This window comes from Granulicella sp. 5B5 (genome assembly GCF_014083945.1).
GTDB lineage: Bacteria > Acidobacteriota > Terriglobia > Terriglobales > Acidobacteriaceae > Granulicella.
The window spans coordinates 3,544,029-3,569,105 of record NZ_CP046444.1 but is presented as its reverse complement, the minus strand read 5'-3'; the positions used below and the strand labels follow the sequence as shown (position 1 = coordinate 3,569,105).

The following is a 25,077-nucleotide window of genomic DNA, read 5'->3' as shown; positions in this document are numbered from 1 at the left end:
TACAAAACTGCTCCCAAGATCGGTTGCCTCAAGTCGGCTTCGACGTTACTGATGATTGTAAATGAATCTGTTGCGTGTAACCGGATGTGGATAGTGACTGTCGAATGGACGCGCCGCAGGCGTTTTGGAGAGCGAGGGAGGTTTGCGGCAGGAGCTGCAGATCTCTCCACCTGGACACAAAGAGACCGCTACGAGTCGAGATGAGACATCTTTGCCGGTTCCAGCGTACAGACCTCTACAATGAAGGGATGGAAATCGTGGGTCGTGCTGGGACGGGAAGACGCTTGAAGGGCCTACTGGCGGCCGGATTGGTCATGGGGGCGTTGCTGGCGACGGGCGCGCGTGCGCAGATCGTGTCCGTGGGCAACGGCGGGCCGGGGCCGGTGAAGGCGGAGCACCTGACGGCGGAGCTGACAGGGCTGAATCCGCAGGGGATGCCGAAGGTAGCGGTGGGGGGCGAGACGAAGCTGGGGCTGGTGCTGACGATGGAGGAGCACTGGCACGTGTACTGGATCAATGCGGGAGACTCGGGCGAGCCGCCGGCGATCAAATGGACGCTGCCGGAGGGGTTGACGGCAGGGCCGCTGCAGTTCCCTCCCCCGACGCGGCTGCCGCTGGGACCGTTGATGGACTTTGGGTATGAGGACCAGGTGGCGTTTCCGCTGACGTTGACGGCGGCTCCGGGGATGAAGCCGGGCAAGCAGCATCTGGATGCGCAGGTGAGCTGGCTGGTGTGCTCGAGCGTGTGTCTGCCGGGCAAGGCGCACCTGGGGATCGACGTGGAGGTGGTTCCGGGGCCGCTGGCCGAGGCTCCGCTGGTGGGCGCGCTGGGGTCGGCGATCAAGAACCTGCCGCAACCGCTGCCCTCGACGATGAGCGTGAAGGCGGTCGGGGATGCGAAGCAAATCCTGGTGACGCTGAAGACAGGGACGAAGGAGCAGGATGCGGAGCTGTATCCGTATGACCAGGATGTGATTGCAAATGCGGCGATGCAGGGGATCGAGTCGCTGCCGGATGGGGTGGCGATACGGCTGGACCGGGCGGCGGACTCGACGGCGCTGCCGAAGACGCTGCATGCGCTGGTGAAGCTGAGCTCGACTGAGGCGTATGACTTTACGGTGCCGGTGACGGAGGGTGTGCTGCCGGTGCAGACGGTGGCGCCGAAGAAGAGCGACTCCAGCCAGGCAACGGATGTGACGATTGCAACAGCGGTGCTGCTGGCGTTGCTGGGCGGGCTGCTGCTGAACCTGATGCCGTGCGTGTTCCCGGTGCTGTTTTTGAAGGGGCTAGCACTGGTGCACTCGTCGGGCGAAGAGAAGGAGCGGCAGCGGGCGCATGGGTTGATGTATACGCTCGGCATTGTGCTGAGCTTCTGGGCGATGGTGGCTGTGCTGCTGGTGCTGCGCGCCGGTGGACGACAACTGGGGTGGGGGTTCCAGCTGCAGTCGCCGGGGTTTGTGGCAGTGCTGGCGGCGCTGGTGTTCTTTCTGGGCTTGTCGCTGGCTGGGCAGTTTGAGTTTGGGTTGAGCCTGACGAGCGCAGGCGGTGGGCTGGCGCAGAAGCAGGGGCTGACCGGGAGCTTCTTTACCGGCGTACTGGCGACCGTCGTTGCAACGCCGTGCATGGGGCCGCTGATGGGCACGGCTGTTGGCTTTGCGTTGGCTCAGCCGGCGTGGCAGACGTTCCTCGTCTTCACGGCACTGGCGATTGGGCTGGCGCTGCCGTATTTGGTGCTGACGATCCAGCCGCAGTGGACGAAGCTGCTGCCCAAGCCGGGTGCGTGGATGGAGACGCTGAAGCAGGCGACGTCGGTGATGCTGTTTGGCACGGCGATATGGCTGACATGGGTGTATGGGCAGCTGTATGGCAAGGATGGCGTGGACCGGACTGTGGCGCTGCTGGTGTGCTTCCTGGTGCTGGCGATTGCCGGCTGGGCGCTGGGCAAGTGGCCGGGACAGTGGAAGGGTGCGATTACGGCAATCGTATTGATTGCGCTTGCCATTGCGCTGCCGCTGCGGAAGCCGACGGTGGAGACACTGAAGTGGGAGCCTTGGAGTCCGGAGAGCTTTGCGGCGGCGCGGGCGACAGGGCGGCCGGTGTTTATTGATTTCACAGCCGCGTGGTGTTTGAGCTGCCAGGTGAATGAGAAGGCTGTGCTGCAGTCGACGGGCGTGGAGAAGGACCTAATCAAGAAGCACTATGTGCTGCTTAAGGCGGACTGGACGCAGTATGACCCGAAGATCACAGCCGCGCTGGCTGAGGTGGGACGCAGCGGAGTGCCGACGTATGTAATCTATCCGCCGGGCAAGGTAAGCAACCCGGATGTACTGCCGGAGCTTCTGACGAAGTCAATTGTGATGACGGCGGTGGAGAAGGATGCCAAGCCGATGGGGAGTAACTAAAAGCAGACAGTAGTGAGTAGACAGTAGAGCGTAGAGGAGGTTGCGATGCGCGTGTCGAAGCTGGTGGTTGCGACGTTGAGTGTGGCGATGCTATGTGGGAGTGCGTGGGCGCTGAAGCCGGGGGAAGCGGCCCCGGAGTTCAAGGGCACGAACTCGAATGGGAAGACGGAGACGCTGGGGCAGTATCGCGGAAAGTACGTGGTGCTGGAGTGGGCGAACCAGGGTTGTCCGTATGACCGGAAGCATTACCTGAGCGGGAACATGGAACGGCTACAGAGGGAGTGGACCGCGAAGGGCGTGGTGTGGTTGAGTGTGATCTCGTCCGCGCCGGGGGAGCAGGGGTATGTGACGCCGCCGGAAGAGAATGCTTACCTGGAGAAGATGCACGCGGTGCCGACAGCTGCGATTCTCGACCCGAGCGGCACGATCGGCAGGCTGTATGGCGCGAAGACCACGCCGCATGTGTTTGTGATCGATCCGCAGGGCAGGCTGGTGTATGAGGGGGCGCTGGATGATCAGCCGACTCCTGACCCGGCGAGCCTGAAGGGCGCGCATAACTATCTGGATGCTGCGCTGAAGGAGTCGATGGCTGGGAAGGCTGTGACGACTCCGGTGACGCGTCCGTATGGGTGCAATGTGAAGTATGGGAACTAGTCTTTTCTGACCTTGGCTTTCGCAATCTCTTCCATGCGCTGGGCGAGGAGTTTTTCGCGGCCTTCGTTGGTGGGGTGGTAGTAGCGGCGGTCGCGGAGGTTGTCGGGGAGGCACTGCATGTCGGCAACTTTTTGTTCGAGGTCGTGGGCGTACTGGTAGCCCTTGCCGTAGTCGAGCTCTTTCATGAGGCGCGTGGGGGCGTTGCGCAGGTGCAGCGGGACGGGTTCGGCGGGGTTGGATTCGATGTCCGCGAGGACTTCGCCGTAGGCCTTGTAGACAGCATTCGATTTGGGAGCGAGCGCGAGGTAGACAACGGCCTGCGCGAGGGCGAGGTCGCCTTCGGGAGAGCCGAGGAAGTGCATGGCGTCGCGTGCGGAGAGGCAGAGATTGAGAGCTTCGGGGGCAGCGAGGCCGATGTCCTCGAAGGACATGCGGATGACGCGGCGAGCGACGTACATGGGGTCTTCGCCGGCGGCCAACATGCGGCCAAGCCAGTAGAGCGCGGCGTCGGCGTCGGAGTTGCGGACGGATTTGTGCAGTGCGGAGATGAGGTCGTAGTGCTGCTCGCCTTTTTTGTCGTAGAGGAGGACGCGCTGCTGGAGGGCCTCGGTGACGATGTCTTTGGTGAGGGATTTTTCGCCACGGCCTTCGGCAAGTTTGGCGGCTACTTCAAGGGCGTTGAGGGCGTTGCGCGCGTCGCCGGAGGAGTAGCTGGCGATGAGCTCGAGGATTCCCTCCTCTGCTGTGAGATTGAGAGCGCCGAGGCCACGTTCGCTATCGGTGAGGGCACGAGTGAGGAGGGCGAGGATGTCCTGCTGCGAGAGTGCCTGCAGCGTGTAGACGCGGCAGCGGGAGAGCAGCGCGGCGTTGATCTCGAAGCTAGGGTTTTCGGTGGTGGCCCCGATGAGGCGGATGCTGCCACGCTCGACGTAGGGCAGGAAGGCGTCCTGCTGGGCTTTGTTGAAGCGGTGGATCTCGTCGACGAAGAGGATGGTGCGCGAGCCGTAGGTGGCGGCCTTCTCGGCGTCGGCCATGACCTGCTTGATCTCCTTGATGCCGGAGAGGACGGCGGAGAACTCGATGAAGCTGGCGCTGGTGACGTTGGCGATGATTTTGGCGAGGGTGGTTTTGCCGACGCCGGGTGGACCCCAGAAGATGAGGCTCGCGGAGTCGTCACGTTCGATCTGGAGACGGAGTGGTTTGCCGGGAGCGAGGAGGTGCTGCTGGCCGTAGAACTCGTCGAGCGAGCGCGGGCGCATGCGCTCGGCAAGCGGGGCGCGCTGGCGTGTGGTGCTGGTCGGCTCCGGGTTGGGGGCGAAGAGGCTCATGAAGAGAGGGGATCGAGGACAGAGGATAGAGGATAGAGCGAGCCCGCAAGCGTGTTTTGGCGCAAGGCTTCGTACATGAGAAGCGAGCCGGCGATGGCAGCGTTGAGGGACTCGACAGCACAGGGGATGTGGATGCGGGTGTTTGCGAGTGCTAAGGCTTCTGCCGAGAGGCCAGCGCCTTCGTTGCCAATCATAAGAGCGCAGGGGGCGATGAGGCGGACGTCCATTGCTGGTGTGGCATCTGTGGATTGCGCGACTGCCGCGAAGAGTTTGATCTGTGCGGTGCTGAATGCCGTTGCGATACTGGAGAGCTTGTCGCGGACGATGGGCATGCGGAAGACGGAGCCGGCAGAGGCGCGGACGGTCTTGGGGTTCCAGGGATTAACGCAGTCGGGCGTGAGAAAGATTTGGGCGATGCCGAAGGCTTCTGCGGATCGGATGAGCGTGCCGAGATTGCCTGGGTCCTGGAGCGATTCGAGGACGAGATGGATGAAGGGCTGCGTGAGATCGCGTGGGGCGATGGGCGGAACTAGCAGCGTGGCGGCGATGCCTTGTGGAGATGCTGTGTCGACGGTGCTGGCGAAGACGTCGCGGCTGAGGACGACGGTGTGATTTGCTGTTAGACCGGCGAGTGAGGGGCGGTCGAGGACCGGTTCATTGCCTTCGCGGAGGAAGATCGTGTCGATGGGAAGATTCGAGCGATGGGCTTCAGAGAGAAGATGCTCGCCTTCGATACCGAGGAGGTCGCCGGGACGCGCTGCGTCTCCGCTGAAAGCTGCGCGGAGGGCCTTGACGCGGGCGTTGGTGCGGCTCGTGATGGGCGCGGGCAATGGCACTCGGTTAGTGTACTCGGATGGCTGAGGGCAGATATTCGCGGCGAGATGCGATAGAGTCAGTGAGGAGGAGCAAGCCTGCTTGATCGCCGATCTTCTGAAGATTCATCCGGATGAACCTGAACCGCACCTAGTGGGGCAGGTGGTGGAGTCGCTGCAACGTGGCGATGTGGTAGCGCTGCCGACGGACACGTTCTATGGGCTCGCTGTCGACCCGGTGAACCTGCGCGCGGTGGAGCGCATCTACGAGCTGAAGACGCGCGCGAAACACAAGCCGCTGTCGTTGCTGATCGCAGATGTGGCACAGGCTTATGAACTGGCGCGGAACATCGACAGCGCGTTCGACCGGCTGGCAGAGCGGTTCTGGCCAGGGCCGCTGACGATTGTGGTGAAGGCCGGCAGCAAGCTGCCTCTGCGTGTGACGGCCAACACGGGCAACGTGGCGCTGCGCGTGCCGGAGGCGTCGATCTGCAGAGCGGTGGTGAGTGCGCTGGGGCTGCCGATAACGGCGACCTCCGCGAACCTGCGCGGGCTGCCGGAGTGTACCTATGCCGCCTGCGTGCGCGAACAGTTCGCGGACAAGCTGCCGCTGATTGTGGACGGCGGCCCGACGGCACGCAACGTCGCAACGACGATTGTGGACCTGAGCGGTGGCGGAAACTCCTGGATGATTCTGCGCGAGGGCGCTATCCCGACGCATGAGATTGCACTGACGCTGCAACGGTAGGCCAGGCTTCCACCTCAGGTGACTGGATTGTTTGGATGTGTGCCCTCATACTAGGGACAGGCATCACATACGGCATGGGCAAACTCTTCAACCGACAGAAGACTTCAACGAGCCAGCCAGGACTCGTGGGGCGGCTGCTGCGTTGGACGGTGCTGGTACTGCTGCTGGTGGCAGTGGGGTGGACGGTTTGGGTCTACCGGCAGATTGAGGCGACAGCGACGATCGACCATGCGCAGCGCGCCGATGCGATCGCGGTGTTTGGGGCGGCGGAGTATGGGGGACGGCCTTCGCCGGTGCTGCATGCGCGGCTGGACAAGGCGGTGGCTCTGTATGACCGCGAGATTGCTCCGGTGATCATTACGCTGGGTGGCGGACAGAACAAGGACTCGGGCAGGACTGAGGGTGGTGTGGGACGTGATTATCTGCTGGCGAATGGCGTGCCGTTTGACCAAATCATCGCGGAGACGAAGTCCGTGGATACCGAAGAGCAGGTGCACAGCCTGAAGGAGATCGCCGAGCAGCGGCACTTCCACACGATTGTGGTGGTGAGCGACGGCACGCACCTGTTTCGGATTGCGCTGCTGTGCAAACGTGTGGGGCTGACGGTATATACGTCACCGAGGGCGCGGCTGGGGCACATTGATGACCTGGATATGGCGCAGCGGATGATGCACGAGATCATCAGCTACACGTCGATACGGTTGGACCTGCATTTGAGCTGGTTGCATCGCTGGCTGGAAGAGCACAGCAACTAAACAGGCTTGCGGGCGATGACCACACGCAGGGGTGGGAAGGTTGTCAGAATGCTTCCCCACCGGCGTTGGACGATGAGTCCGGCGTCGGTGAACTCGGCAGCATACTCGCCGGTGAGTTTGTAGTCGGAGATGAGGGCAATGCCTCCGGGCTTGAGCACGCGGACGATCTGGTGGAGCGCACGCAGCCGCGCGGAGCGATCGTAGATATTGTGCAGGCAGAGATTGGAGACGACGACATCGAAGCTGTCGTCGGGGAAAGGCATCTGCTGAGCGTCTTCGCTGACGAGTGAGCAGCGCTGGGAGACGCCTTCGAGCTGGAGATTGTGCAGCGTGGCGGCCTCCGAGTTGCCTCCCATATCGACGTTCGACCAGATGTCGAGGCCGGTAGCGTGGCCGGTGGTGAGATGCTTTGCCGCACCGGCCAGCAACAGCCCGCGCCCACAACCTACATCGAGGACCTGCTCGTTGCCGCGCCAGTTGTAGAGCGACAGCATGAAGTCGCGATGCTGGAACTTGCCGTATTTCACATACAAGAGAAAGAGAGCGCTCGAGAACACGAACCATCCGCCGGTCCAGCGCAACGAACTACGGAAGTCAACGACTGCGCCGAGATGCACTGTATGCGGCACAAAAAAGCTGAGCAACAACGCCCCGCCGCCAACCAGAAAGAGATTGCGCAGGACGCCGGGAGCATCGACACCATAATTGGGCTTACTGGACTGCTGCGTTGCCATGGTCACCTCGCTGGCGCGGATTCGGTCTGCCATGAAGTGAGTATGACGTGTGCGGCGGAGGAGTTACAGTGTCGATTGTCAGCAGAAAACCTGACAGATGTCACTCAATATCGTCGGCGACCGGCGCGGGGATATTGCCTTCGCGGCGCATGCGCAGATAGCCGCGGATAAAGGGGTCGAGGTCGCCATCGAGGACGCGATCCACGTCACCCACTTCGACGCGGGTGCGGAGGTCCTTCGCCATACGATAGGGCTGCAGGACGTAGCTGCGGATCTGCGAGCCGAACTTGATGTCGAGCTTGGAGTCTTCGAGCTTGCGGCTGATGGCTTTCTTTTTGTCGAGCTCGTACTCGTAGAGCTTGGAGCGCATCATCTTCATGGCGCGGTCCTTGTTTTTGTGCTGCGAACGCTCGTTCTGACAGCCTGTGACAAGGCCAGTGGGAAGGTGCGTGATGCGCACAGCGGAGTCGGTGGTGTTGACGTGCTGACCGCCCTTGCCGCCGGAGCGGTAGGTGTCGATGCGGAGGTCTTCGGGCTTGATGTCGATGACGATGGTGTCGTCGATTTCAGGCGAGACGAAGACGGAGGCAAAGCTGGTGTGACGACGCTTGGCGGAGTCGAAGGGGGAGATGCGGACGAGGCGATGGACGCCGGTTTCTCCGGAGAGCAGGCCGAATGCGAACTCACCGGTGATGGTGAAGGTGGCTGATTTGATGCCGGCTTCGTCGCCGTCCTGGATTTCGTTGATCTCGACCTTGAATCCCTGGCGCTCGCCCCAGCGGATGTACATGCGCATGAGCATCTCGGCCCAGTCCTGGGACTCGGTGCCGCCGGCGCCGGGGTGCACGGTGACGATGGCGTTGAGCGCGTCGGTCTCGCCGGAGAGCATGGTCTTGGACTCGAGCGCATCGGCGAAGGCTACAAGCGCGGGAATCTCGCGGGCGAGGTCCGGCTCGGTGTTCTCGCCTTCGCGGGCGAGCTCGAAGTAGGCTTCGATGTCATCGGAGCGGCGAGCGAGCTCGGCGTCGTCGGCGAGCAGCGTTTCGAGACGCTTGCGCTCGCGCATGAGCGGCTGCGATTTAGCAGCATCGGCCCAGACGGATGGGTCAGAGATTTTGACTTCGAGGGTGGCCAGTTCGGCCTTCAGGCGAGGGGCGTCAAAGATACTCCCGCAGCTCGCGCACCTTCTCACGGACCGGGGAGTAAGAGAATTCAAGATCACTCAACATGTTTTTATTCTAGCTGGTTCGCTTGCGGATGAGTGCAAGCGATGCGACGCAAAGAGTGATGACGGTGCATAACCATGCGAACCAGTCGCCGTGTTGCGTGTAGAAGGTCGTCCCGGTGCGATAACTGTATGCGAAGGCGAAGGCTGAACGGACGTGCCGTGGGGTGAGGAAGTCACCGCGACCGTGCGGATCAATGGCTGTGGTGATGCCGGTATTGGTGTCGCGGAGGAGCCAACGATCGTTCTCGATGGCGCGCATGCGGGCCATGTCGAGATGCTGCCAGGGCGCGCCGCTGTCGCCGTACCAGCCATCATCTGAGATGTTGACGAGCACCTGCGCGCCGTTGAGGACGAACTGGCGGACCTCGTCACCGAAGATGGACTCGTAACAGATGAAGATGCCGGTGGGGTGTCCGCCGAGGTTGAAGACTTTGTGCTCGGTGCCGGCTTCCATGTCGCCGACGCCGCTGGTGAGGCGGCCCGCGAAGGCGAAGAACTGTTTGTAGGGGACGTACTCGCCCCATGGGACGCGGTGGATCTTGTCGTAGCGGCCGATGTAGTTGCCGGAAGGATCGAAGATGGCCGCAGAGCCGAACTCGTGATAGCCGCTGGCTGCGGCCGGGTCCAAGTCGATGCCAACGCTGCCAGCGATCACCGGAGCGTCTGCGGTGCGGGCGAGGGAGCCAAGCTCGGCGCGAAAGACTTGATCGCTGGTGAAGAAATCGGCTGGGGCCTCAGGCCAGACAATGAGGCTGGGATGCGGGGCAGCGATGGGTAGCCAGTAGGTGCGAGCGTCTTTACTGACAGGCACACGCGGAAGAAGGCTGAGAGATGTGAACTGGCTATATTTTTCCTGAATGGGAAAGGGTTTGAGGTCGCGGCCTTCGGCGCCGACCGCAAGATTTTCCTGTAATAAGACGGCAGTATTGGTACTGATATCCTGCTGCGGTGTCACGAGCATCCCAGCCTGCAATAAAGAGGCGCCTATCAAGATGACCACGAAGCGAAGCCAGTGTATCTTTGCCTGTTCTTCGCAAAGAGTTATCGCAAAGAGCGCGTTGATGGCCGCTACGAGAAAACTCAGCAGCATGACGCCACCAACTGGCGCGAGGCGTGTTATCAGCGAGTTATCGACCTGCGTATAGCCCAGCAAGTCCCACGGAAAACCCGTGATACGGGCGCGGGCGAGCTCGATGGCAACCCATAGAAATGGGGTGATACCCAGGGCCTGCGATATAGAGAGCCTGCGACGCAGCAAGGCAAATATGCCGCCAAACAGTGCGTAATAAAGACCAAGATAGAGCGCGAAGAGAATAAGTATTCCGAAGGAGACTAACTCGGGAATCTGGCCGTAGATGTGCATCGTCTGGTAAATCCAGTAACAGTTGCCCATGAACCAGACGATGCCGCACAGATAACCGATGACTGCCGATTGAAACACGGTAAGTGGCCGTTGTTGCCGGTCTTTACGCGTGAGCGCATAAAGGAGTGGGACAAGACAGAACCAGGCTATATACCTACGCCACGATGAAACCGGGTCAGCGATTGGAAACGGCAGTAGTTGCAATACCGTTGAAAGTAACGAAAAGAAAAACAACCGTGGCGGAATCGATTTCATCGAACTGAGTCTAGCATTGCATGTGTGACATATTGATTGCCATCGTATGCGTTGATATTTGTAGACGAGACAGTTAGAGTAAGAAAGCGAAGTTTGCTGAGATCTCGATAGACATACAGGATGATCCTGAAAGGACTTAGTTATGGATGTGAGCAAGATTCTTGCGGAGATCGATGAGCAGATTGCGGCTCTGCAGTCGGCACGCGGTGCGATCCTCTCGTTGCATACCGGGGCCCCGGTGAAGGGCAAGCGCGGTCGCCCGAAGGGGAGCACGAACGCCGCTAAGCCCGCAAAGAAGAAACGCAACCTGACCCCCGAGGGCCGCAAGCGTATCGCCGATGCGATGAAGCGCCGCTGGGCCGCCCAGCGTAAAGAAGCCACTAAGAAGGAAGCTCCCAAGAAAGAGGCCGTGAAGAAGTAGGCCTGCCTGACGCCGAGATAGCAAAAGGGAGCCCATGGGCTCCCTTTGCGTTGCGTACGACGACTAGCGGACGGCGATCACTTCACGGACATTGTCTTTGCCGAGGAAGAAACGGATGTTGCTGAAACCTTCGAGGAAGCGTTCGACCTGGCGTGTCTGATAGACGCCGCGGACAGGAAAGCTACCACCGTCCAAGACGAGCAGATCATCGCTGTCGGTGAGCTGGTAGCGTGAAAACGCTGTCTCCGGGCCAGTAGACTTACTGTGAAAGAAGGCGAGCAGACGGCCTTCGGGACGGAGGACCTCACGCAGGCGCTCGAAGAGGGCTGGCACCATCACTGAAGGGAGATAGTTGGCGGTGTCCCAGAGCAGAATGATGTCAAAATCGCGGCCGGAGAAGTCGAGGTTGGCAGCGATAAAACGATCGATGTCGAAGTTGGCAGCGATGTCAGATTCGGAGCCAGCCGGAGCGTCGGGATCTGGCGGCTTCTGCCATTCAGGACGCGTGGCGTCCTGAACGATATTGGCCATGTAAACGCTGTGGCCGAGCGAGGTAAGGTAGTTGATGTTGGCAGGCGAGGTGAGACCGAAGTCGAGCACACGCAGAGACTCGCTCTTCTGCAGATGACTCCGAACGTCGCCCCAACCGCGAGAGTGACGCGCAGGACGTGCGGAAGAAAGCGCCCCCAGCCCGGCCTCTCTTTTTGACTTGCCAAACATGCGAACAGCCTCCCGAAGTGAAACGTTAGCGACTACGGTGGTGGCCTAAACGTTGACGGTACGGCGAGCATCAAAAGAACCGCCGGAGACAGGCAACGGCTCAGAGGCCCTGGAAGGATCGGCATGGCCGCGCAGTGTCGCACCGTCCTCGATGGAGAGGCGCGCAGCAAAGACATCTCCCTGCACCACGGCGGAACCACGCAACTGCAAAAGTCCAGAAGCACGGATCTCGCCTTCGACACGGCCGAGCACGATAATATCTTGAGCGACGACGGTGGCCCGCACATGGCCTTCGGCGCGGACGGTCAAGCATGCACCCTCCAGACGAATGACTCCCTCGACCTGGCCGTCGACGGTGAGGTTCTCCGAACTGGAGATCTCGCCACTGACTTTGGTCTTGGTGCCGATGACAGTTTTGCTTTCGGATGGCGTCATAAGAAGATAGAAACTCCTGTGCGACCGTGGAGTTCTTCTTCCAATGCGGTGCAAACTCGACTATACCCAACCGTGCTGAGGGAAACAATCGTCCTAAAGCGGGGATGAGCCGTCTAATCTGTCACGTAGTAACGGTATTAGCGTGGCCATGGTGAGACAACGGAAGACGCAAAGATGTTTGGAAACTGGATGGAGATGAGACGGACGAGGCGGCGCGTATGCGGCTGCATGGGGCTTATGGCGCTGGGCGGCATGATGGCCTGGAGTGCGCCAGCCAGCGGCGCGCGCGGAACTGAGCCCGATGAAACGCCTGTGTCGTGGGTAGAAGCCGCGGTGCAGAACGAGGTAGGGCTGCTCCTGCAGCAGGGCACGTTTTCCGTGAGCTATCGCGAACGAAAGATCGACGCCAAGGGCGATACGACGCGCGAGATCGTCGAGAGTAAAGAGGGTGGAGTGGCCCGGCTGGTGGAGCGGAACGGCAAGCCGATCACTGCCGTGGAAGATGCAGCTGAACGTGCCCGACTGCAAGACGCGCTGAACCATCCCGATGAGTTTCTGCGGCACCACCATCGCGATAACGGCATGCGGGATGACGTCTCCAAGCTGGTGAAGTTGATGCCGCAGGCGATGACTTATAGCTACACGCCGGGACAGCCTCAGCCTGCGAACGCGAAGTCGCTGCAGATTGTGCTGGACTTTGAGCCGAACCCGAAGTTTCATCCGCCGACGATGATGTCGGAGCTGCTGACGGGACTGGCGGGACGTGTGTGGATCGATGCCGAGACCAAACACGTGACACGGATAGAGGGGCGCGTGCTGCATCCGGTGAACTTTGGGTTCGGCATCGTGGCGCGGATTTACCCGGGCGGGACAATCGTCTTTGAACAGGCGCGGATGAACGATGGCCACTGGATCTACTCGCACGTGGATGAACACCTGACCGTTCGGGCGCTACTGGTAAAGACGGTGCCCGAGAACGTGCAGATGACTTCGTATGACGTGGAGCCGATGCAAGGCCTGATTGGGTACCAAGACGCCATCAGACGGCTGCTGGCGATGCCAATTCCGCTGCGTTAGGAGTTGCGCTCGAGGGTTTTGCTGCGGACTGTGATGGCATCGATGCGATCACGGACGACGTCGAAACCTAGGCCAGCGCTGGTTGGCACGGTGATGGTGCCTTCAGAGCTGACGGTGACTTCGGGCTCGATAATGTCCTGCGCCCAATAGCGCTTGGAGGCGGATACGTCGCCGGGGAGCGAGAAGTTGGGCAACGAAGAGAGCGCTATGTTGTGAGCGCGGCCTATGCCGGTTTCGAGCATGCCGCCGCACCAGACTGCAATGCCGAACTGCTGGGCAACGTCGTGGACAGCGATGGCCTCAGTGAAGCCGCCGACGCGGCCAACTTTGATGTTGATGATGCGGCCGCTGCCGAGTTCGAGCGCGGCGCGAGCATCGCGACTGTTGCGGATACACTCGTCGAGGCAGATGTCGGTTTTGATGCGGCGCTGCAGTTCGGCATGAAAGAAGAAATCGTCGTACCAGAGCGGCTGCTCGATCATGAGGAGGTTGAACTTGTCCCATAAGGCGACGTGCTCGGAATCGGAGAGCTGATAGGCGGAGTTGGCGTCGCAGCTGAGGAGAATATGGGGCCAGCGCTCACGGACCAGCTCGAAGATGGCGGTGTCCCAACCAGGTTTGCACTTGAGCTTGATGCGCTGGTAGCCGGCGTTGACCTCGGTTTCGATCTTCTGCATCAGCTTTTCCGGCGTGGGCTGGATGCCGATAGAGACGCCACAGGGGATGATCTCGCGTGTGCCGCCGAGGAGTTTGGCGAGTGGGAGCTTCTGGCGCTGCGCGTCGAGGTCCCAAACGGCGTTTTCGAGCGCAGCCTTGGCCATGCGGTGGCCGCGAACCTGCTGGAAGAGCTCGGGACAGTCGCGGCCGGAGGCGACATCGGCGGCGAGAAGTCGCGGGGCGAGCTCGGTTTCGGTGATGATCCAGGCGGTGTCGATCATCTCGTCGGAGAAGTAGGGGTGCTCGCCGGCGACACACTCGCCCCAAGCTGTGATGCCTTCGCAGACAACCTCGACGATGAGAATGCGGCGGGTTGTGGTGACGCCAAAGCTGGTCTCAAAGGGATGCGCGAGCGGCATGTTCAGTTCGCGGAGATGGATGGCTTCGATCTTCATGGGTGTCTCCTGGTGCCTGGGTCAGGTTGCGTGGACTCAGAGGGATTGCGGTTCGTTCATACGTGCAAGTTGAAAGATGCCATCGCCGCGCTCGTCGCGACGGTAGCCGAGGACGACGAGCCCTTTGGCGAAGGCAGACTGCAGCGCCTCAGCGTTGCGCGCCTGTACGGCCCGCGCCTTTTCGCGGAGGTCAGCCGACGCCTTCCATTCGTAGATCTCCACGGGCACAGTCACCTCTTCGATGGGCTCGATGCAGAGTTTCTCGCCGCTAAGGATCTGCTCGACGCGGCTGGATCGCAACCACCACTCGGCGATGACGCGGTCGGTGGGCAGACCGCCTTGCAGCGGCGAACTGGAGTCGCCATAGAAGTTGGTTTTGTAGCGGCGGACGATGGCACCGAGGCGCGAGATGTTGAGGTTTGCATTCTTGATTTCGAGCGGATCGAAGGTCCACTCGATGAGCGAGATGCCGCGGGCAATGGCGTCGTCGCGCTGGGCGAGCTTGAGGCGGCGGCCTACGCCGAAGTTACGGTACTCAGGCAACACGGCGAGATGGTGCGAGTGGAAGTACGGCTTGCCATCGCGATAGCCGGGGAGCGACATCGCGTAACCTACCAGGGCTTCACCATCATAGGCGCCGAGCACCTGGCCGCCAATGTGCGCGGCGAGGAGGTAGACCTTTTCGGACATGCGGTCAGAGGCTTCATAGCCCCAGACCGTGTCCTGCAAGGCTGCGCAGGCGTTGAACTGGGTCTGTTCGGTGAGGGCTTCGATACGGATGTCTTGCTGCTGAATCAAACTACTTCTCCTGCTGTTTGGCCTGTGACCAGAGGGCTTCGAGTTCGTCGGTGGGTTTGCCGTGGAGCGCTTCGGTACCGCCTGCGGCCTGCTCCATCGCCGCAAAACGGGCGCGAAACTTGGCGTTGGTGTGGCGCAGAGCGGACTCGGCGTCGATGTTGAGAGACCTTGCAATATTCATCATAGTGAACATCATGTCGCCGAACTCGTGACTAGCGGCTTGAAGATCGCCGATGTTCAGCTCGTGCTCGAACTCCGTGGTCTCCTCTTCGAGTTTGTTGAGGATGCCTTGGACATCCGGCCAGTCGAAGCCTACCTTGGCGGCCTTGGAGCTGAGCTTGGAGGCTTCGAACGTAGCGGGCATGGTGCGGGACACTTCGTCGAGCAGTGAGGTCGAAGCTGGCTTCGACTTCTTTTCTTCAAGCTTGATCTGCTCCCAGTTGCGCAGGACAGCTCCGCTGTCGGTGGCGGCGACGGTTGCACCGCTTTCGTCGGGGAAGATATGTGGGTGGCGGCGGATGAGCTTGGCGGAAAGGTTTTCGGCGACGTCGCGCAGGGTGAAGTGGCCGGCTTCGGCGGCCATCTGTGCGTAGAAGAGGATCTGCAGGAGGAGATCGCCGAGCTCGTCTTTGAGGTCGGGCCAGGCGCGGCGCTCGATGGCGTCGAAGACCTCGTAGGTCTCTTCGAGCGTGTGCCGCTTGATGGTGTCGAAGGTCTGTTCGCGGTCCCAGGGACAGCCGTTGGGCGCACGCAGACGGGCCATGATCTCGGCTGCATGCTGGAGCGCTGGGCCGGAGCCGCGGGAGCCGTCTGCGAAGTCTTCTGCCATCTATACAGCTTACTTGAGGTCACAGGGTGTTAATATCTTGAGCATGGCAGACGAGACGGTGGCGACGCAGCGGCGGCGAAAGATGGGCTGGCCGGTAATCGTGATGTTGCTGCTGCCGTATGCCGGGCTGTGCTTCCCGAGCATGTATGCGAGAACCACACCGGTGCTGCTGGGGTTCCCATTCTTCTACTGGTATCAGTTTGTGTGGGTGGTGGTGACTTCCCTGCTGCTGTATGCGGTGTATCGCCGTCTAAAAGAGGCGAGCTAGAGGATCTGGTTGAACTCAAGGCGCTCGCCGTCAGGGCCGAGGATGTTGAAGTAAGGGCAACCTTGCTTCCAGAAGTGCAAAAACGGGCGCTGGCTCGACGATGGCATAGCGCTCATGCTGGAGCGCGGTAAAGACCTGACGTCAAAAGCGATGTGGTCGATGTGCTGCAGGCGGGTGATCTTAGTGGGGAGCCACAGAGAAACTATACTGAGAGATGCGCATCTACTTGACTGCATCTCTGTGCGGATTGCAAGGAAGTTGGATAGCCAAAGGCTGCATAGACAAGCCCTCCCTTCATGGATCTGAACGAGAAAATTCGGACGTTGCCGACAGGGCCCGGCTGCTACCTCTATAAGAACGCGGAGGGCGAGGTCATCTATGTGGGCAAGGCGAAGAACCTGCGGTCGCGGGTTCGCTCGTACTTTCTGAAAGCCAACCAGCTCGCGAACCAGAAGACCGGATCGCTGATGCGCGAGGCCGTCGATCTTGAGTACATCACGGTAGCAAATGAGCACGAGGCGCTGGCGCTTGAGAACAACCTGATCAAGCAGCGCAAGCCGCGGTTCAACATTCTGTTGCGGGATGACAAAACGTATCCGTATGTGAAGCTGACGCTGGGCGACAAGCACCCCAAGGTGTTTGTGACGCGGCGTCTGCGCAAGGATGGTGGCGCGTACTACGGGCCGTACTTTCCCGGCAACCTGGCGCACCGGCTGGTGGATGTGATCCATCGCAGCTTCCTGATCCCAAGCTGCAAGGTGGACCTGAACCGGTATCATCCGCGGGCTTGTTTGCAGTACTACATCAAGCGGTGCCTGGGGCCGTGTGTGGAAGGGTTCGTTACCGAAGAGGAGTACAGGCAGGCGATCCGCGATGTGCAGTTGTTTTTGGAAGGCAAGAGCGGAGAGTTGGAGGCGCGGCTGACGGAGCGCATGGAGGCTGCCGCCGAGGCGATGCAATTCGAACTCGCTGCAAAACTGCGGGACCAGTTGATTACCGTGAGCCAGGCGCAGGACCGGCAGCGCATCGCGTCGCCCGGTGACGAAGATGCCGATGTATTCGGCTTCCACTTTGAGAAAGACATGCTCGCAGTGAACCTCTTTCATATGCGGGGCGGCAAGGTGGTGGACCGGCGCGAGATGTTCTGGGAGGATTTGGCAGACGTAGCGCTGCTGGAACCGGCGGATGAGACCGAAACCGATCCCGAGATGGAGCCAGTGCCGACGACTTCCGCACCTGATGCCGATGGAGATGAAGGTGCGGCGGAGCAGTACTCAGTGCTGGCGGAGCCGGAGGAGGAGGTGGCGTTTTCGCCGGCGGCATTTTTCTCTGCCCTGCTGAAGCAGTTGTACCTCGACCAGGGATACGTGCCGAAGAGCATCTATGTGCCGGTAGACTTTCCGGACCGCGAGTTGCTGGCCGATGCTCTGCGTGAGCGCAGCGGGCACAAGATTGAGATTGCGGCACCGCAGCGCGGCGAGAAGCGCTCGCTGGTGGACCTGGCGTGTTTGAACGCCAAGCAGTCGTACGATCAGCGGTTTCGCGTGCTGCAGCCGAGCATCCAGCGGATGCAGGAGGCACTGCAGGATGCGTTGACGCTGGCGGAGCCCCCGGAGCGGATTGAGTGCTTCGATATCTCGCACATTCAGGGCGCGGAAACAGTCGCGTCGATGGTGGTGTGGGAGAACGGCGCGATGAAAAAGGCCGACTACCGTAAGTTTCAAGTGAAGACGGTGAGCGGTGTGGATGACTTTGCGGCGATGCGGGAGATCATCCATCGGCGGTACAAGCGGTTGCAGGAAGACGGCAAGGTTATGCCGTCGCTGGTGCTGATTGACGGCGGGTTGGGGCAGTTGCATGCTGCTGCTGCGGCGCTGGAGGAGATTGGCATGACGACGCAGCCTCTGGCGTCGATCGCCAAGCGCGAGGAGATCATCTACGTGCATGGACAGGAGGACGATCCGGTGGTGCTCGACCGGCGGTCGCCAGTGCTGCATGTGATCCAGAAGATCCGCGATGAGAGCCACCGGTTTGCAGTGACGTACCATCGCAAACGTCGCGAGATGCGCGACCGCGTGAGTGAACTGGATGAGATACCGGGAGTAGGACCTCGAACGCGGCAGCGGCTGTTAGAGCACTTTGGGAGCGTACGCGCGCTGAAGCAAGCCGCGGAGAAAAATCCTGACTCGCTGATGGCCGTGGTGAACAAGGCGACGGCTAAGAAGATCCAAAACCACTTTGCAGAAGACGCAGAGAGCAACAGAGAAGATCTCGTGCAGATTCGCAACGAGGGCTAGCTACCCGTTGAGAAGGCGTGACACGCAGCGGGCTCGCGCACTGGAAGCCGCGTTAAACCATTGTTCGCGCTATGCGGAAGAGCCATGTGTGTGCGCTTTGTTAGGTTTAAAACTATTTCAGGCAATCTAGTGGAAAGAGAGGGAACCTGGTTCCGCGCGCACGCGTATAAAGGAACATCGCCATGACGACGACCACAATTGTGCGCCCTACAGACCCTACTCTGCGTGCTGCCTTGAAGCTGGCTGCGCTGTTTGCCGCCATCAAACTGTTGCTGCAGTTTGTGTTGACCCTGTGGACAACGCATCTTGGCTACGGCTACTTTCGAGACGAGTTTTACTATCTCGCGTGTGGGCATCATTTGGCGTGGGGATTTGTAGATCACGGGCCGATTGTGGCGCTGCAGGCTCGGCTGGGCGAGATGCTCTTCGGCAACTCGATCTTCGGGATACGCGTGCTTTCGGCGTTGGCGGGCGCGGCGACGGTCTTTCTGACGGGGCTTCTGGTATGGGCGATGGGGGGACGCGGCTCGGGACAGGCGCTGGCAATGTTCGCCATACTGCTGACGCCGCAGTATATCGGCGTCGATGGGTTTCTTTCGATGAACTCGTTTGAGCCGGTGTTCTGGATGGTTTGCACGCTGGCTATCTGCATGATGCTGCGCAACGGAAAGCCCTGGTTGTGGTGGACCATCTTTGGTGTCTCTGCGGGTGTGGGCTTGTTGAACAAACCGTCGATGACGTTCTTTCTCATTGCAGTGGGGCTGGGGCTGCTTTGTACCCGACAGCGGCGTGTGCTCTGGTCGGGCGGGACGCTGATGGGAATAGCGCTGATGGTTGCGATTGCTCTGCCGAATGTAGTGTGGCAGATCCATAACCATTGGCCAACGCTGGAGTTTTTGCGCAATGGGCGGGAAGGCGGGAAGAACACAGTGCTCGATCCACTGCATTTCTTCCTGGCACAGTTCGCCATGCTGGGGCCGTTGAATATTCTGGTGTGGATGGTGGGGCTGGTGTCGCTGCTGCGGGCGAAGTCGATTCGCGAGGGACGATGGCTGGGGCTGGCGTACGTGTTCTTCTACGTCATCATGGACGCGATGCACGCCAAGGACTACTACCTTGAGAGCATCTATCCGGCGTTGTTTGCGGCAGGCGGCGTGGCGTGGGAGCGGCGTTATGCGCTCTCGCGGTGGGTGTTTGAGGAGCGGTTGGTGGGCTTCCCCGTTTTGGAGGGGCTTCTGCTGGTGACGGGATTGTTGATTCTGCCGATGGCTTCTCCAGTGCTGCCGCCGGCGCAATGGGTGAGCTATACGCATGCCATGCGTCTGCGCAGCGTGAAGGACGAGACAATGTCAACGGGACCGCTGCCGCAGTTTTTTGCTGACCGCTTTGGATGGAACGAAGAGGTGGATACAGTGGTGCGGGCGTATCGGACGCTGACACCGGAGGAACAGAAGAGGGTGTGCATCTTCGGCGGCGACTACGGGCTGGCAGGTGCGATTGATTTTCTGGGGCCGCGCGAACAACCCGGGTTGCCGCCTGCGATCAGCGGGCAGAACAGCTACTGGATGTGGGGCACGCACGGCTGCGATGCGAATGTGGCGATCGCTGTGGTGAGCGACTCCAAGGCTGAGCTGGAGACGAAGTACGAGAGCACGCAGTACATCGGCAAGATTACGAGCCCGTGGGCGATGCCCTTTGAGCAGCATCGCGGAGTTTGGGTGTTGCGGGGGCGCAAGCCGACGGCCCCGTTCCACTGGGTAGACGAACGGTTTTATTACTAGCGTGATATTGAGTGGCGGGCAGCTCAAGTCTATCTGATACTCTCGTCGCAATGACCGCAAAAACCAGTGACACGATGCTTAAGTTGCCTCGCGTTCTGAGCACGAAGAACGCGATGGCCATTGTGGTGGGCATCATTATCGGCTCTGGAATCTTTCTGGTGCCGCGCGAGATGATGGCCGCCGTGGGCAGCTCACGGATGGTGTACCTGGTGTGGATCACGGGTGGGCTGCTGTCGCTGTTTGGGGCGATGAGCTATGCGGAGCTTGCGGCGATGAAGCCGCGCGTGGGCGGCGAGTATGCGTTTCTATACGATGCTTATGGGCCACTGACAGCTTTTCTTTATACGTGGACCTGGACGACGATTGCTAAGCCGGCTTCGATTGCGACGATTGCGGCGGGGCTGTTGCGGGTGCTTGGGACGTTTTCGGCGTTCAGCTTTCTAGGGACGGAGGCGATTGCACACCTGCTGTGGAGCCAGGTACTGGCGATTGCCGCGACGTGGCTGATTACCGGGCTGAATATTGTGAGTACGCTGGAGTCGGCCAATGTGCAGACTGTGCTGACGTGGCTGAAGGTGCTGATGATCGTGGTGATTGCGGGCTTCTGCTTTACGAGCTTACGGCACGGCAGCTGGCACAACTTTACGACGAGCTTCAGCGGTGCGCGCGGTGGCATCGCGGGCTTTATGGTGGCGTTGATTGCGGCGCTGTGGGCGTATGACGGGTGGAGCGATGTGTCGCAGATGGCCGGCGAGGTGAAAGAGCCGCAGCGGGCGATGCCGATTGCGCTGGTGGGCGGCGTGGCCATTGTGGGCGGGCTGTATATGCTGACCAATGCCGCAATCCAGTATGTTCTGCCCGCGGGAGTGATTGCCGCAGCAGACCGGCCGGCGGCCGATGCGCTGCGGCTGGTGGCAGGTAACGCTGGGGCGGCGCTGGTTTCGATCGGGATGGCCGTCAGCATCTGCGCGACGTTTGTGGGGAGCTCGCTGTCGGGTGCTCGCGTGCCTTTTGCCGCCGCGCAGGACAGGCTCTTCCCTTCCCCTCTGGCGAAGATTCATCCGAGGTTTCATACACCGTGGGTGAGCCTGTTGATGCAGGCTGTACTGAGCACGTTGTTACTATTGGCGATCGGCAAGTTTCAGGCGCTGTTTTCACTGGCGATCTTTTCGGAGTGGCTGTTTTATGCGCTAACGACGGCGACGGTCTTTGTCTTTCGCGCGCGTGAACCGGAGACGCCGCGTCCATACCGTGTGAGTGGATATCCGGTGGTGCCGGCATTGTTCATGCTGGCGGCGCTGGCGCTACTGGTGTTCAGTTTTATTGACCAGCCTCGTAACTCGCTGATTGGCGCGGCTGTGATCCTGGCTGGAATCCCGGTGCACTACCTGTTTCAACGCAGGCAGAAGACAACAGGCACAATAGAGATGTGAGTGCGAAGAAGCCCAAGCTCGGGCAAAACTTTCTGGTGGATGAGAATGCCTGCCTGCGGATTGCGGAGTCGCTTGGCGACGCTCGTGAGCGGACCGTGGTTGAGATTGGGCCGGGGCACGGTGCGATAACGGCTTTACTGGCGACACGTTGTCGTCGTCTGCATTGCGTGGAGTTCGACCCGGCGTTGGCTCGCAAGCTGACCTTCCGGTTTCGCAACGACCCGCATGTGACGATCCACAACGAGGATATCCTGCGTGCCGACCTGGCTGTACTGGCCGAGGGTTCGAGCATCGATGTGGTGGGAAACCTGCCGTACTACATCACCTCTGACATTCTGCTGAAGCTGTATGACGCGGCGCGGGGAGGAGTTGTGTCGCGCGCGGTGGTGATGATGCAGCGAGAGGTCGCGGAACGGATTGCAGCAACTCCGGGCACGAGTGAGTATGGCGCACTCTCCGCGGCGACGCAGATGCACGCGCAAGTGACCAACCTGTTTACGCTGCCGCCGAGTGCATTTTCGCCGCCGCCGGATGTCTACTCGACCGTGCTGCGGCTGGAGTTTGCGCCGCGGTTTGTGGAACTCGGCGTGGAACCGGTTGCGTTCAACCGTTTTTTGAGGGCGAGCTTTGCGCAGAAGCGTAAGACACTGATGAACAACCTTCGTGTAGCGGGTTACAGCACGACCACGCTTGCAGAGGCGTGGCCTGAAGGGCTGGCGCCGCAGGTGCGCTCCGAGGCTGTGCCTCTGGAGTTGATAGCGAAGCTTTACTGCGCGCTGGAAGCCGGTGAGTCCGATGGCTGAAGCAGGCGCGCGGCCTTTCGGCGGGCTCGTTCGATGACGCGGTCATCTTCGACAATGGACTGCAGGACCGGCGCGATGTTCTGCATCTCGATGGCGCGGCCGTCCTTCACCTCGACGGACAGATTGTCGATGGTAGCGTCGAGGCCGAGGCGGTCGTAGCGGTGTTGGTGTTCGAGGGTGACGCCGAACTGCATCGTCTCCGCGATGGCCTGAAAGGTGGCAACCGCGTCCATGAGAGCCTTATCGTCCGAATAATTGAATGTGCAGGACGACCAGGCATCGGGGCTCCCGAAGGTGTAGGCGATGTGCTTCACTCCGGTCTTCGCGAGGCCTTTGGAACGGGTTTCGCAGGAGCCGCGCTTAACCGCGTGGTAGCCACCGCGTAGACGGGATACCGTGGCGGGTGTGACGACAATCGGTTGCATGGTGGTTGCCGAGGGCCGGGCACCTTTGGAGAGCAGATCGTAACGGCCTTTTCCGTCCGCGGCGATCTCGATGGACCAATGGGGAACTGGGGCCTGGGGCCAGTCGAGTTCGAAGCTGGAGAGGTCACCTGAGCCGGGCGGCGGGACAGGCGCTGCCTGCTGAGGTCCGAATGGCAGCAGGAGGAAGGACAAGGCCCATGCGTACGGAGGAGTCATCTGCGCAGATTCTCCTCGGTCTGAGCGTGGTGGATGTGGCAGATGGCGATGGCGAGAGCATCGGCGGCGTCGGCGGGTTTGGGTGCTTCTTCGAGTTCGAGAAGGCGCGCCACCATGAACTGTACCTGCTCCTTGGCCGCAAGACCGTAGCCGACGACAGCGCTTTTGATGCTGAGTGGAGCATACTCGGCGACGGGGAGCCCGCAGTTCGCAGCAGCGAGCATGGCTACGCCGCGTACCTGGCCGAGTTTGAGGGCGCTCTTGGCGTTGGCGGAGAAGAAGACCTCTTCAATGGCGACGACGTGAGGCTGCCATTGCTGGAGCAGCGTTGTAAGCTCCGCATAGACCTGCGCGAGCCGCACGGGGGTGTGGTCCTTCTTCGATAGCTTGACGGCGCCCGCGCAGAGATACCGGAGCCTCGAGCCGCGCGGCGTCTCGGCGGCTTCCACCACGCCATAGCCGGTGTACTCCGTGCCGCAGTCGATTCCGAAGACACGCATGGCTACAAGTCTAACTCCACGCCAGTGGAGAAATCAGCCACCGTACATCACCCGTTACAATCAACCCGGTGGATAAAATGGTGAGCCAGTCACGCTTCTGCACGATGAGATCGACAGCCTACAGGCGACTGTGGGCACATGCTCTGCTGGGCGCAGCGCTGGCAGCGATGACGGTCCAGGCGCAAGATGGCAAGCCCGTGGTGGTGACACGGCCCACGGCGGCCGATGCGGGCACGCTACTGCCAGGCGTGATGAACAAGATGACCGTTGTGTTGGACGCGGCCCACGGAGGTGCGGATACCGGAGCCCGCATCAGCGCGCCGGGAGGCAGTACACTGCTGGAGAAGGACGTTACGCTGGCGTTGGCCTTGAGGTTGCAGGCTGCGCTGCAGGCCCGAGGGTTTACGGTGGTGATGACGCGGGTTGGAGATGCAGCCAATAAACCTGCTACTGCGGGAGCTGCACCTGTTCCGATGTCCTCAGATGACCGCGCAGGGATTGCCAATAGTGCGCGTGCCTCTGCGTGCTTGCTGTTGCACGCTGCGGGCAGCGGGCATGGGGTGCATCTCTACACGTCAGAACTGGACGGAGTATCCGCCGAAGCTCCTGTCCTGCCATGGCAGACCGCGCAGACAGCGTGGGTTTCTCTGAGTGCACAACTGAGCCGACAATTAGGCCAGGCGCTGCAGGAGACCGGGGTGCCACGCATCAGCGGACGCGCCTCCGTGCGGCCAGTAGACTCGCTGACGTGCCCGGCAGTCATTGTCGAGTTGGCACCCGAAGGCGAAGATGTGAGTTCGGTGAACGATCCCTCCTACCAGCAGCGTGTTGCGATTGGGATTGCCGGAGCTTTGGAAGCATGGGCCAAACAGGTGCAACCTCCGCCACGCCTGCCTAACACACTGGGACGGCCGAAGACTGCAGAACCGAATGCAGGCGGCCACGCGACAACCGCTTCAGGGGAGCATCCATGATCCAGAGACATCAACGCATCGTATTCTGGTGCCTCGTGGCCTGCATTGTTGCGATGACCGCGGTGCTGGTGGTGGAACGGCAGCGAGCGCGCGACCGCGTGCTGCGGCTCGGAGACCAGATGCCGTTGGATGCACCGACTGCGACGACCGAGCCTGTGACCATGGACTTCGCCAATGACAATGATGGCGAAATCCACGCGGGACAAAGAGAGATTGCTCTGCCCACCGACACGACGGCCCGCGCACGCGCTTTAATCGACCACCTGATCGCACAGTACTCGCAGCCGGGCTCTGCGCACCCACTGCAGCCTGGAGCTGCCGTGAATGAGGTGTTTCTGGTGCCGTTACCGGTGGTGGGTTACACCGTGACAAACACGCCTTCGGCTCTGCATCCGGACCGCAAGGCCACGGTGCTTGTGGCGCCTGCCGACGGGGTCGGGCTGCAACCGCGAACTCCCGGAGGCGAGCTCGCGGTTGTGGACCTGCGCAGCAGCTTCGTCGACCAGCATCCCTCGGGCGTAGAGGTCGAATCGTTGACGCTACGGTCGATTATTGGAACGCTACATGCGAACCTGCCACAGATTGAGCAGGTGCGGTTTCTGGTGGACGGCGCGTCGCGGGAGGCGCTGGCCGGGCACGCAGACCTGATGCGAACGTATCGTTCGCGCGATACCGCCACAGCCACAGATGATGGAGGCGGCAACTGACG

25 protein-coding genes are annotated in these 25,077 nt (G+C 60.9%); 13 read left to right on the top strand and 12 right to left on the bottom strand.

Annotation, left to right across the window (positions count from 1 at the left end):
- Positions 1-284: 284 nt before the first annotated feature.
- Positions 285-2,402: a thioredoxin family protein gene (locus tag GOB94_RS15115; RefSeq protein WP_275943220.1), complete on the top strand. Its 2,118-nt coding sequence runs from the start codon at positions 285-287 to the stop codon at positions 2,400-2,402.
- Positions 2,403-2,447: 45 nt separating this feature from the next.
- Entirely contained in the window at positions 2,448-3,056 is a 609-nt protein-coding gene (locus GOB94_RS15110) for a redoxin domain-containing protein (protein WP_182276680.1), read from the top strand.
- On the opposite strand, the gene GOB94_RS15105 is transcribed toward GOB94_RS15110, so the two are convergent.
- Together GOB94_RS15105 and GOB94_RS15100 are read right to left on the bottom strand one after the other, a co-directional pair.
- Positions 3,053-4,384 carry a replication-associated recombination protein A gene (locus GOB94_RS15105; RefSeq protein ID WP_182276679.1) on the bottom strand — a complete coding sequence of 444 codons (1,332 nt, stop codon included), beginning with the start codon at positions 4,382-4,384 and terminating at the stop codon, positions 3,053-3,055. The two genes, GOB94_RS15110 and GOB94_RS15105, sit on opposite strands and share 4 nt — an antisense overlap.
- A complete protein-coding gene (locus tag GOB94_RS15100) occupies positions 4,381-5,220 on the bottom strand; it encodes an RNA methyltransferase (RefSeq protein ID WP_255484037.1) in 840 nt (279 codons plus the stop codon). Before GOB94_RS15100 ends, GOB94_RS15105 begins: the two co-directional genes overlap by 4 nt.
- Before the next feature lie 79 nt (positions 5,221-5,299).
- Here GOB94_RS15100 and GOB94_RS15095 point away from each other — a divergent pair, with 79 nt between their 5' ends.
- On the top strand, positions 5,300-5,944 hold the full coding sequence (locus tag GOB94_RS15095; RefSeq protein ID WP_182276678.1) for an L-threonylcarbamoyladenylate synthase: 645 nt from the start codon (positions 5,300-5,302) through the stop codon (positions 5,942-5,944).
- Between the two features lie 35 nt (positions 5,945-5,979).
- Complete coding sequence (locus GOB94_RS15090; RefSeq protein ID WP_255484036.1) at positions 5,980-6,699, top strand: YdcF family protein; 720 nt, start codon at positions 5,980-5,982, stop codon at positions 6,697-6,699.
- On the opposite strand, the gene GOB94_RS15085 is transcribed toward GOB94_RS15090, so the two are convergent.
- The 3 genes from GOB94_RS15085 to lnt all read right to left on the bottom strand — a co-directional run bounded on the left by GOB94_RS15085 (position 6,696) and on the right by lnt (position 10,279).
- A complete protein-coding gene (locus GOB94_RS15085; RefSeq protein WP_182276677.1) occupies positions 6,696-7,466 on the bottom strand; it encodes a class I SAM-dependent methyltransferase in 771 nt (256 codons plus the stop codon). The two genes, GOB94_RS15090 and GOB94_RS15085, sit on opposite strands and share 4 nt — an antisense overlap.
- Before the next feature lie 67 nt (positions 7,467-7,533).
- Positions 7,534-8,662, bottom strand: a protein-coding gene (gene prfB, locus GOB94_RS15080) for a peptide chain release factor 2 (protein ID WP_182276676.1) whose coding sequence is annotated in 2 segments (ribosomal slippage) — positions 7,534-8,592 and positions 8,594-8,662 — 1,128 coding nt in all. Because the reading frame shifts where the segments join, the coding sequence is not laid out codon by codon here.
- A gap of 9 nt (positions 8,663-8,671) precedes the next feature.
- Positions 8,672-10,279, bottom strand: coding sequence for an apolipoprotein N-acyltransferase (lnt, locus tag GOB94_RS15075; RefSeq protein ID WP_182276675.1), 1,608 nt, complete (start codon positions 10,277-10,279; stop codon positions 8,672-8,674).
- A gap of 142 nt (positions 10,280-10,421) precedes the next feature.
- Here lnt and GOB94_RS15070 point away from each other — a divergent pair, with 142 nt between their 5' ends.
- On the top strand, positions 10,422-10,700 hold the full coding sequence (locus tag GOB94_RS15070) for a hypothetical protein (RefSeq protein WP_182276674.1): 279 nt from the start codon (positions 10,422-10,424) through the stop codon (positions 10,698-10,700).
- A gap of 63 nt (positions 10,701-10,763) precedes the next feature.
- Here the strand turns inward: GOB94_RS15070 and GOB94_RS15065 are convergent, their stop codons facing one another.
- Positions 10,764-11,420, bottom strand: coding sequence for a class I SAM-dependent methyltransferase (locus tag GOB94_RS15065; RefSeq protein WP_255484034.1), 657 nt, complete (start codon positions 11,418-11,420; stop codon positions 10,764-10,766).
- Between the two features lie 45 nt (positions 11,421-11,465).
- Positions 11,466-11,855, bottom strand: coding sequence for a polymer-forming cytoskeletal protein (locus GOB94_RS15060; RefSeq protein WP_182276673.1), 390 nt, complete (start codon positions 11,853-11,855; stop codon positions 11,466-11,468).
- Positions 11,856-12,050: 195 nt separating this feature from the next.
- On the opposite strand from GOB94_RS15060, the gene GOB94_RS15055 reads away from it, so the two are divergent.
- A complete protein-coding gene (locus GOB94_RS15055; protein WP_182276672.1) occupies positions 12,051-12,932 on the top strand; it encodes a hypothetical protein in 882 nt (293 codons plus the stop codon).
- Here the strand turns inward: GOB94_RS15055 and menC are convergent.
- From menC to mazG, 3 genes are read right to left on the bottom strand one after another with little or no spacing between them, the layout of a single operon-like run.
- A complete protein-coding gene (gene menC, locus GOB94_RS15050) occupies positions 12,929-14,044 on the bottom strand; it encodes an o-succinylbenzoate synthase (protein WP_182276671.1) in 1,116 nt (371 codons plus the stop codon). The two genes, GOB94_RS15055 and menC, sit on opposite strands and share 4 nt — an antisense overlap.
- Positions 14,045-14,080: 36 nt before the next feature.
- Positions 14,081-14,842, bottom strand: a complete 762-nt coding sequence (locus tag GOB94_RS15045) for a GNAT family N-acetyltransferase (protein ID WP_255484033.1) — start codon at positions 14,840-14,842, stop codon at positions 14,081-14,083.
- 1 nt (position 14,843) lies between these two features.
- On the bottom strand, positions 14,844-15,671 hold the full coding sequence (mazG, locus tag GOB94_RS15040) for a nucleoside triphosphate pyrophosphohydrolase (RefSeq protein ID WP_182276670.1): 828 nt from the start codon (positions 15,669-15,671) through the stop codon (positions 14,844-14,846).
- Between the two features lie 43 nt (positions 15,672-15,714).
- On the opposite strand from mazG, the gene GOB94_RS15035 reads away from it, so the two are divergent.
- The 5 genes from GOB94_RS15035 (at position 15,715) to rsmA (ending at position 22,253) form a co-directional block, all read left to right on the top strand.
- Complete coding sequence (locus GOB94_RS15035) at positions 15,715-15,939, top strand: DUF3311 domain-containing protein (RefSeq protein ID WP_220464943.1); 225 nt, start codon at positions 15,715-15,717, stop codon at positions 15,937-15,939.
- Between the two features lie 296 nt (positions 15,940-16,235).
- Positions 16,236-18,236: an excinuclease ABC subunit UvrC gene (gene uvrC, locus GOB94_RS15030; RefSeq protein ID WP_182276669.1), complete on the top strand. Its 2,001-nt coding sequence runs from the start codon at positions 16,236-16,238 to the stop codon at positions 18,234-18,236.
- 182 nt (positions 18,237-18,418) lie between these two features.
- Positions 18,419-20,017 (top strand): glycosyltransferase family 39 protein, encoded by a 1,599-nt coding sequence (locus tag GOB94_RS15025; protein ID WP_182276668.1) that lies wholly within the window; start codon positions 18,419-18,421, stop codon positions 20,015-20,017.
- Positions 20,018-20,091: 74 nt separating this feature from the next.
- Positions 20,092-21,450 (top strand): amino acid permease, encoded by a 1,359-nt coding sequence (locus GOB94_RS15020; RefSeq protein ID WP_255484032.1) that lies wholly within the window; start codon positions 20,092-20,094, stop codon positions 21,448-21,450.
- Entirely contained in the window at positions 21,447-22,253 is an 807-nt protein-coding gene (gene rsmA, locus GOB94_RS15015; protein ID WP_182276666.1) for a 16S rRNA (adenine(1518)-N(6)/adenine(1519)-N(6))-dimethyltransferase RsmA, read from the top strand. Before GOB94_RS15020 ends, rsmA begins: the two co-directional genes overlap by 4 nt.
- Here rsmA and GOB94_RS15010 read toward each other — a convergent pair.
- Both GOB94_RS15010 and ruvC read right to left on the bottom strand, forming a co-directional pair.
- Entirely contained in the window at positions 22,217-22,894 is a 678-nt protein-coding gene (locus GOB94_RS15010; RefSeq protein ID WP_182276665.1) for a hypothetical protein, read from the bottom strand. The two genes, rsmA and GOB94_RS15010, sit on opposite strands and share 37 nt — an antisense overlap.
- Positions 22,891-23,394, bottom strand: a complete 504-nt coding sequence (gene ruvC / locus GOB94_RS15005) for a crossover junction endodeoxyribonuclease RuvC (protein WP_182276664.1) — start codon at positions 23,392-23,394, stop codon at positions 22,891-22,893. Before ruvC ends, GOB94_RS15010 begins: the two co-directional genes overlap by 4 nt.
- 104 nt (positions 23,395-23,498) lie before the next feature.
- Between ruvC and GOB94_RS15000 the strand changes: the two genes are divergently transcribed.
- Both GOB94_RS15000 and GOB94_RS14995 read left to right on the top strand, forming a co-directional pair.
- A complete protein-coding gene (locus GOB94_RS15000; RefSeq protein WP_182276663.1) occupies positions 23,499-24,368 on the top strand; it encodes an N-acetylmuramoyl-L-alanine amidase in 870 nt (289 codons plus the stop codon).
- Between the two features lie 35 nt (positions 24,369-24,403).
- Positions 24,404-25,075 (top strand): GerMN domain-containing protein, encoded by a 672-nt coding sequence (locus GOB94_RS14995; protein WP_255484030.1) that lies wholly within the window; start codon positions 24,404-24,406, stop codon positions 25,073-25,075.
- The last annotated feature ends 2 nt before the right edge of the window (positions 25,076-25,077 follow it).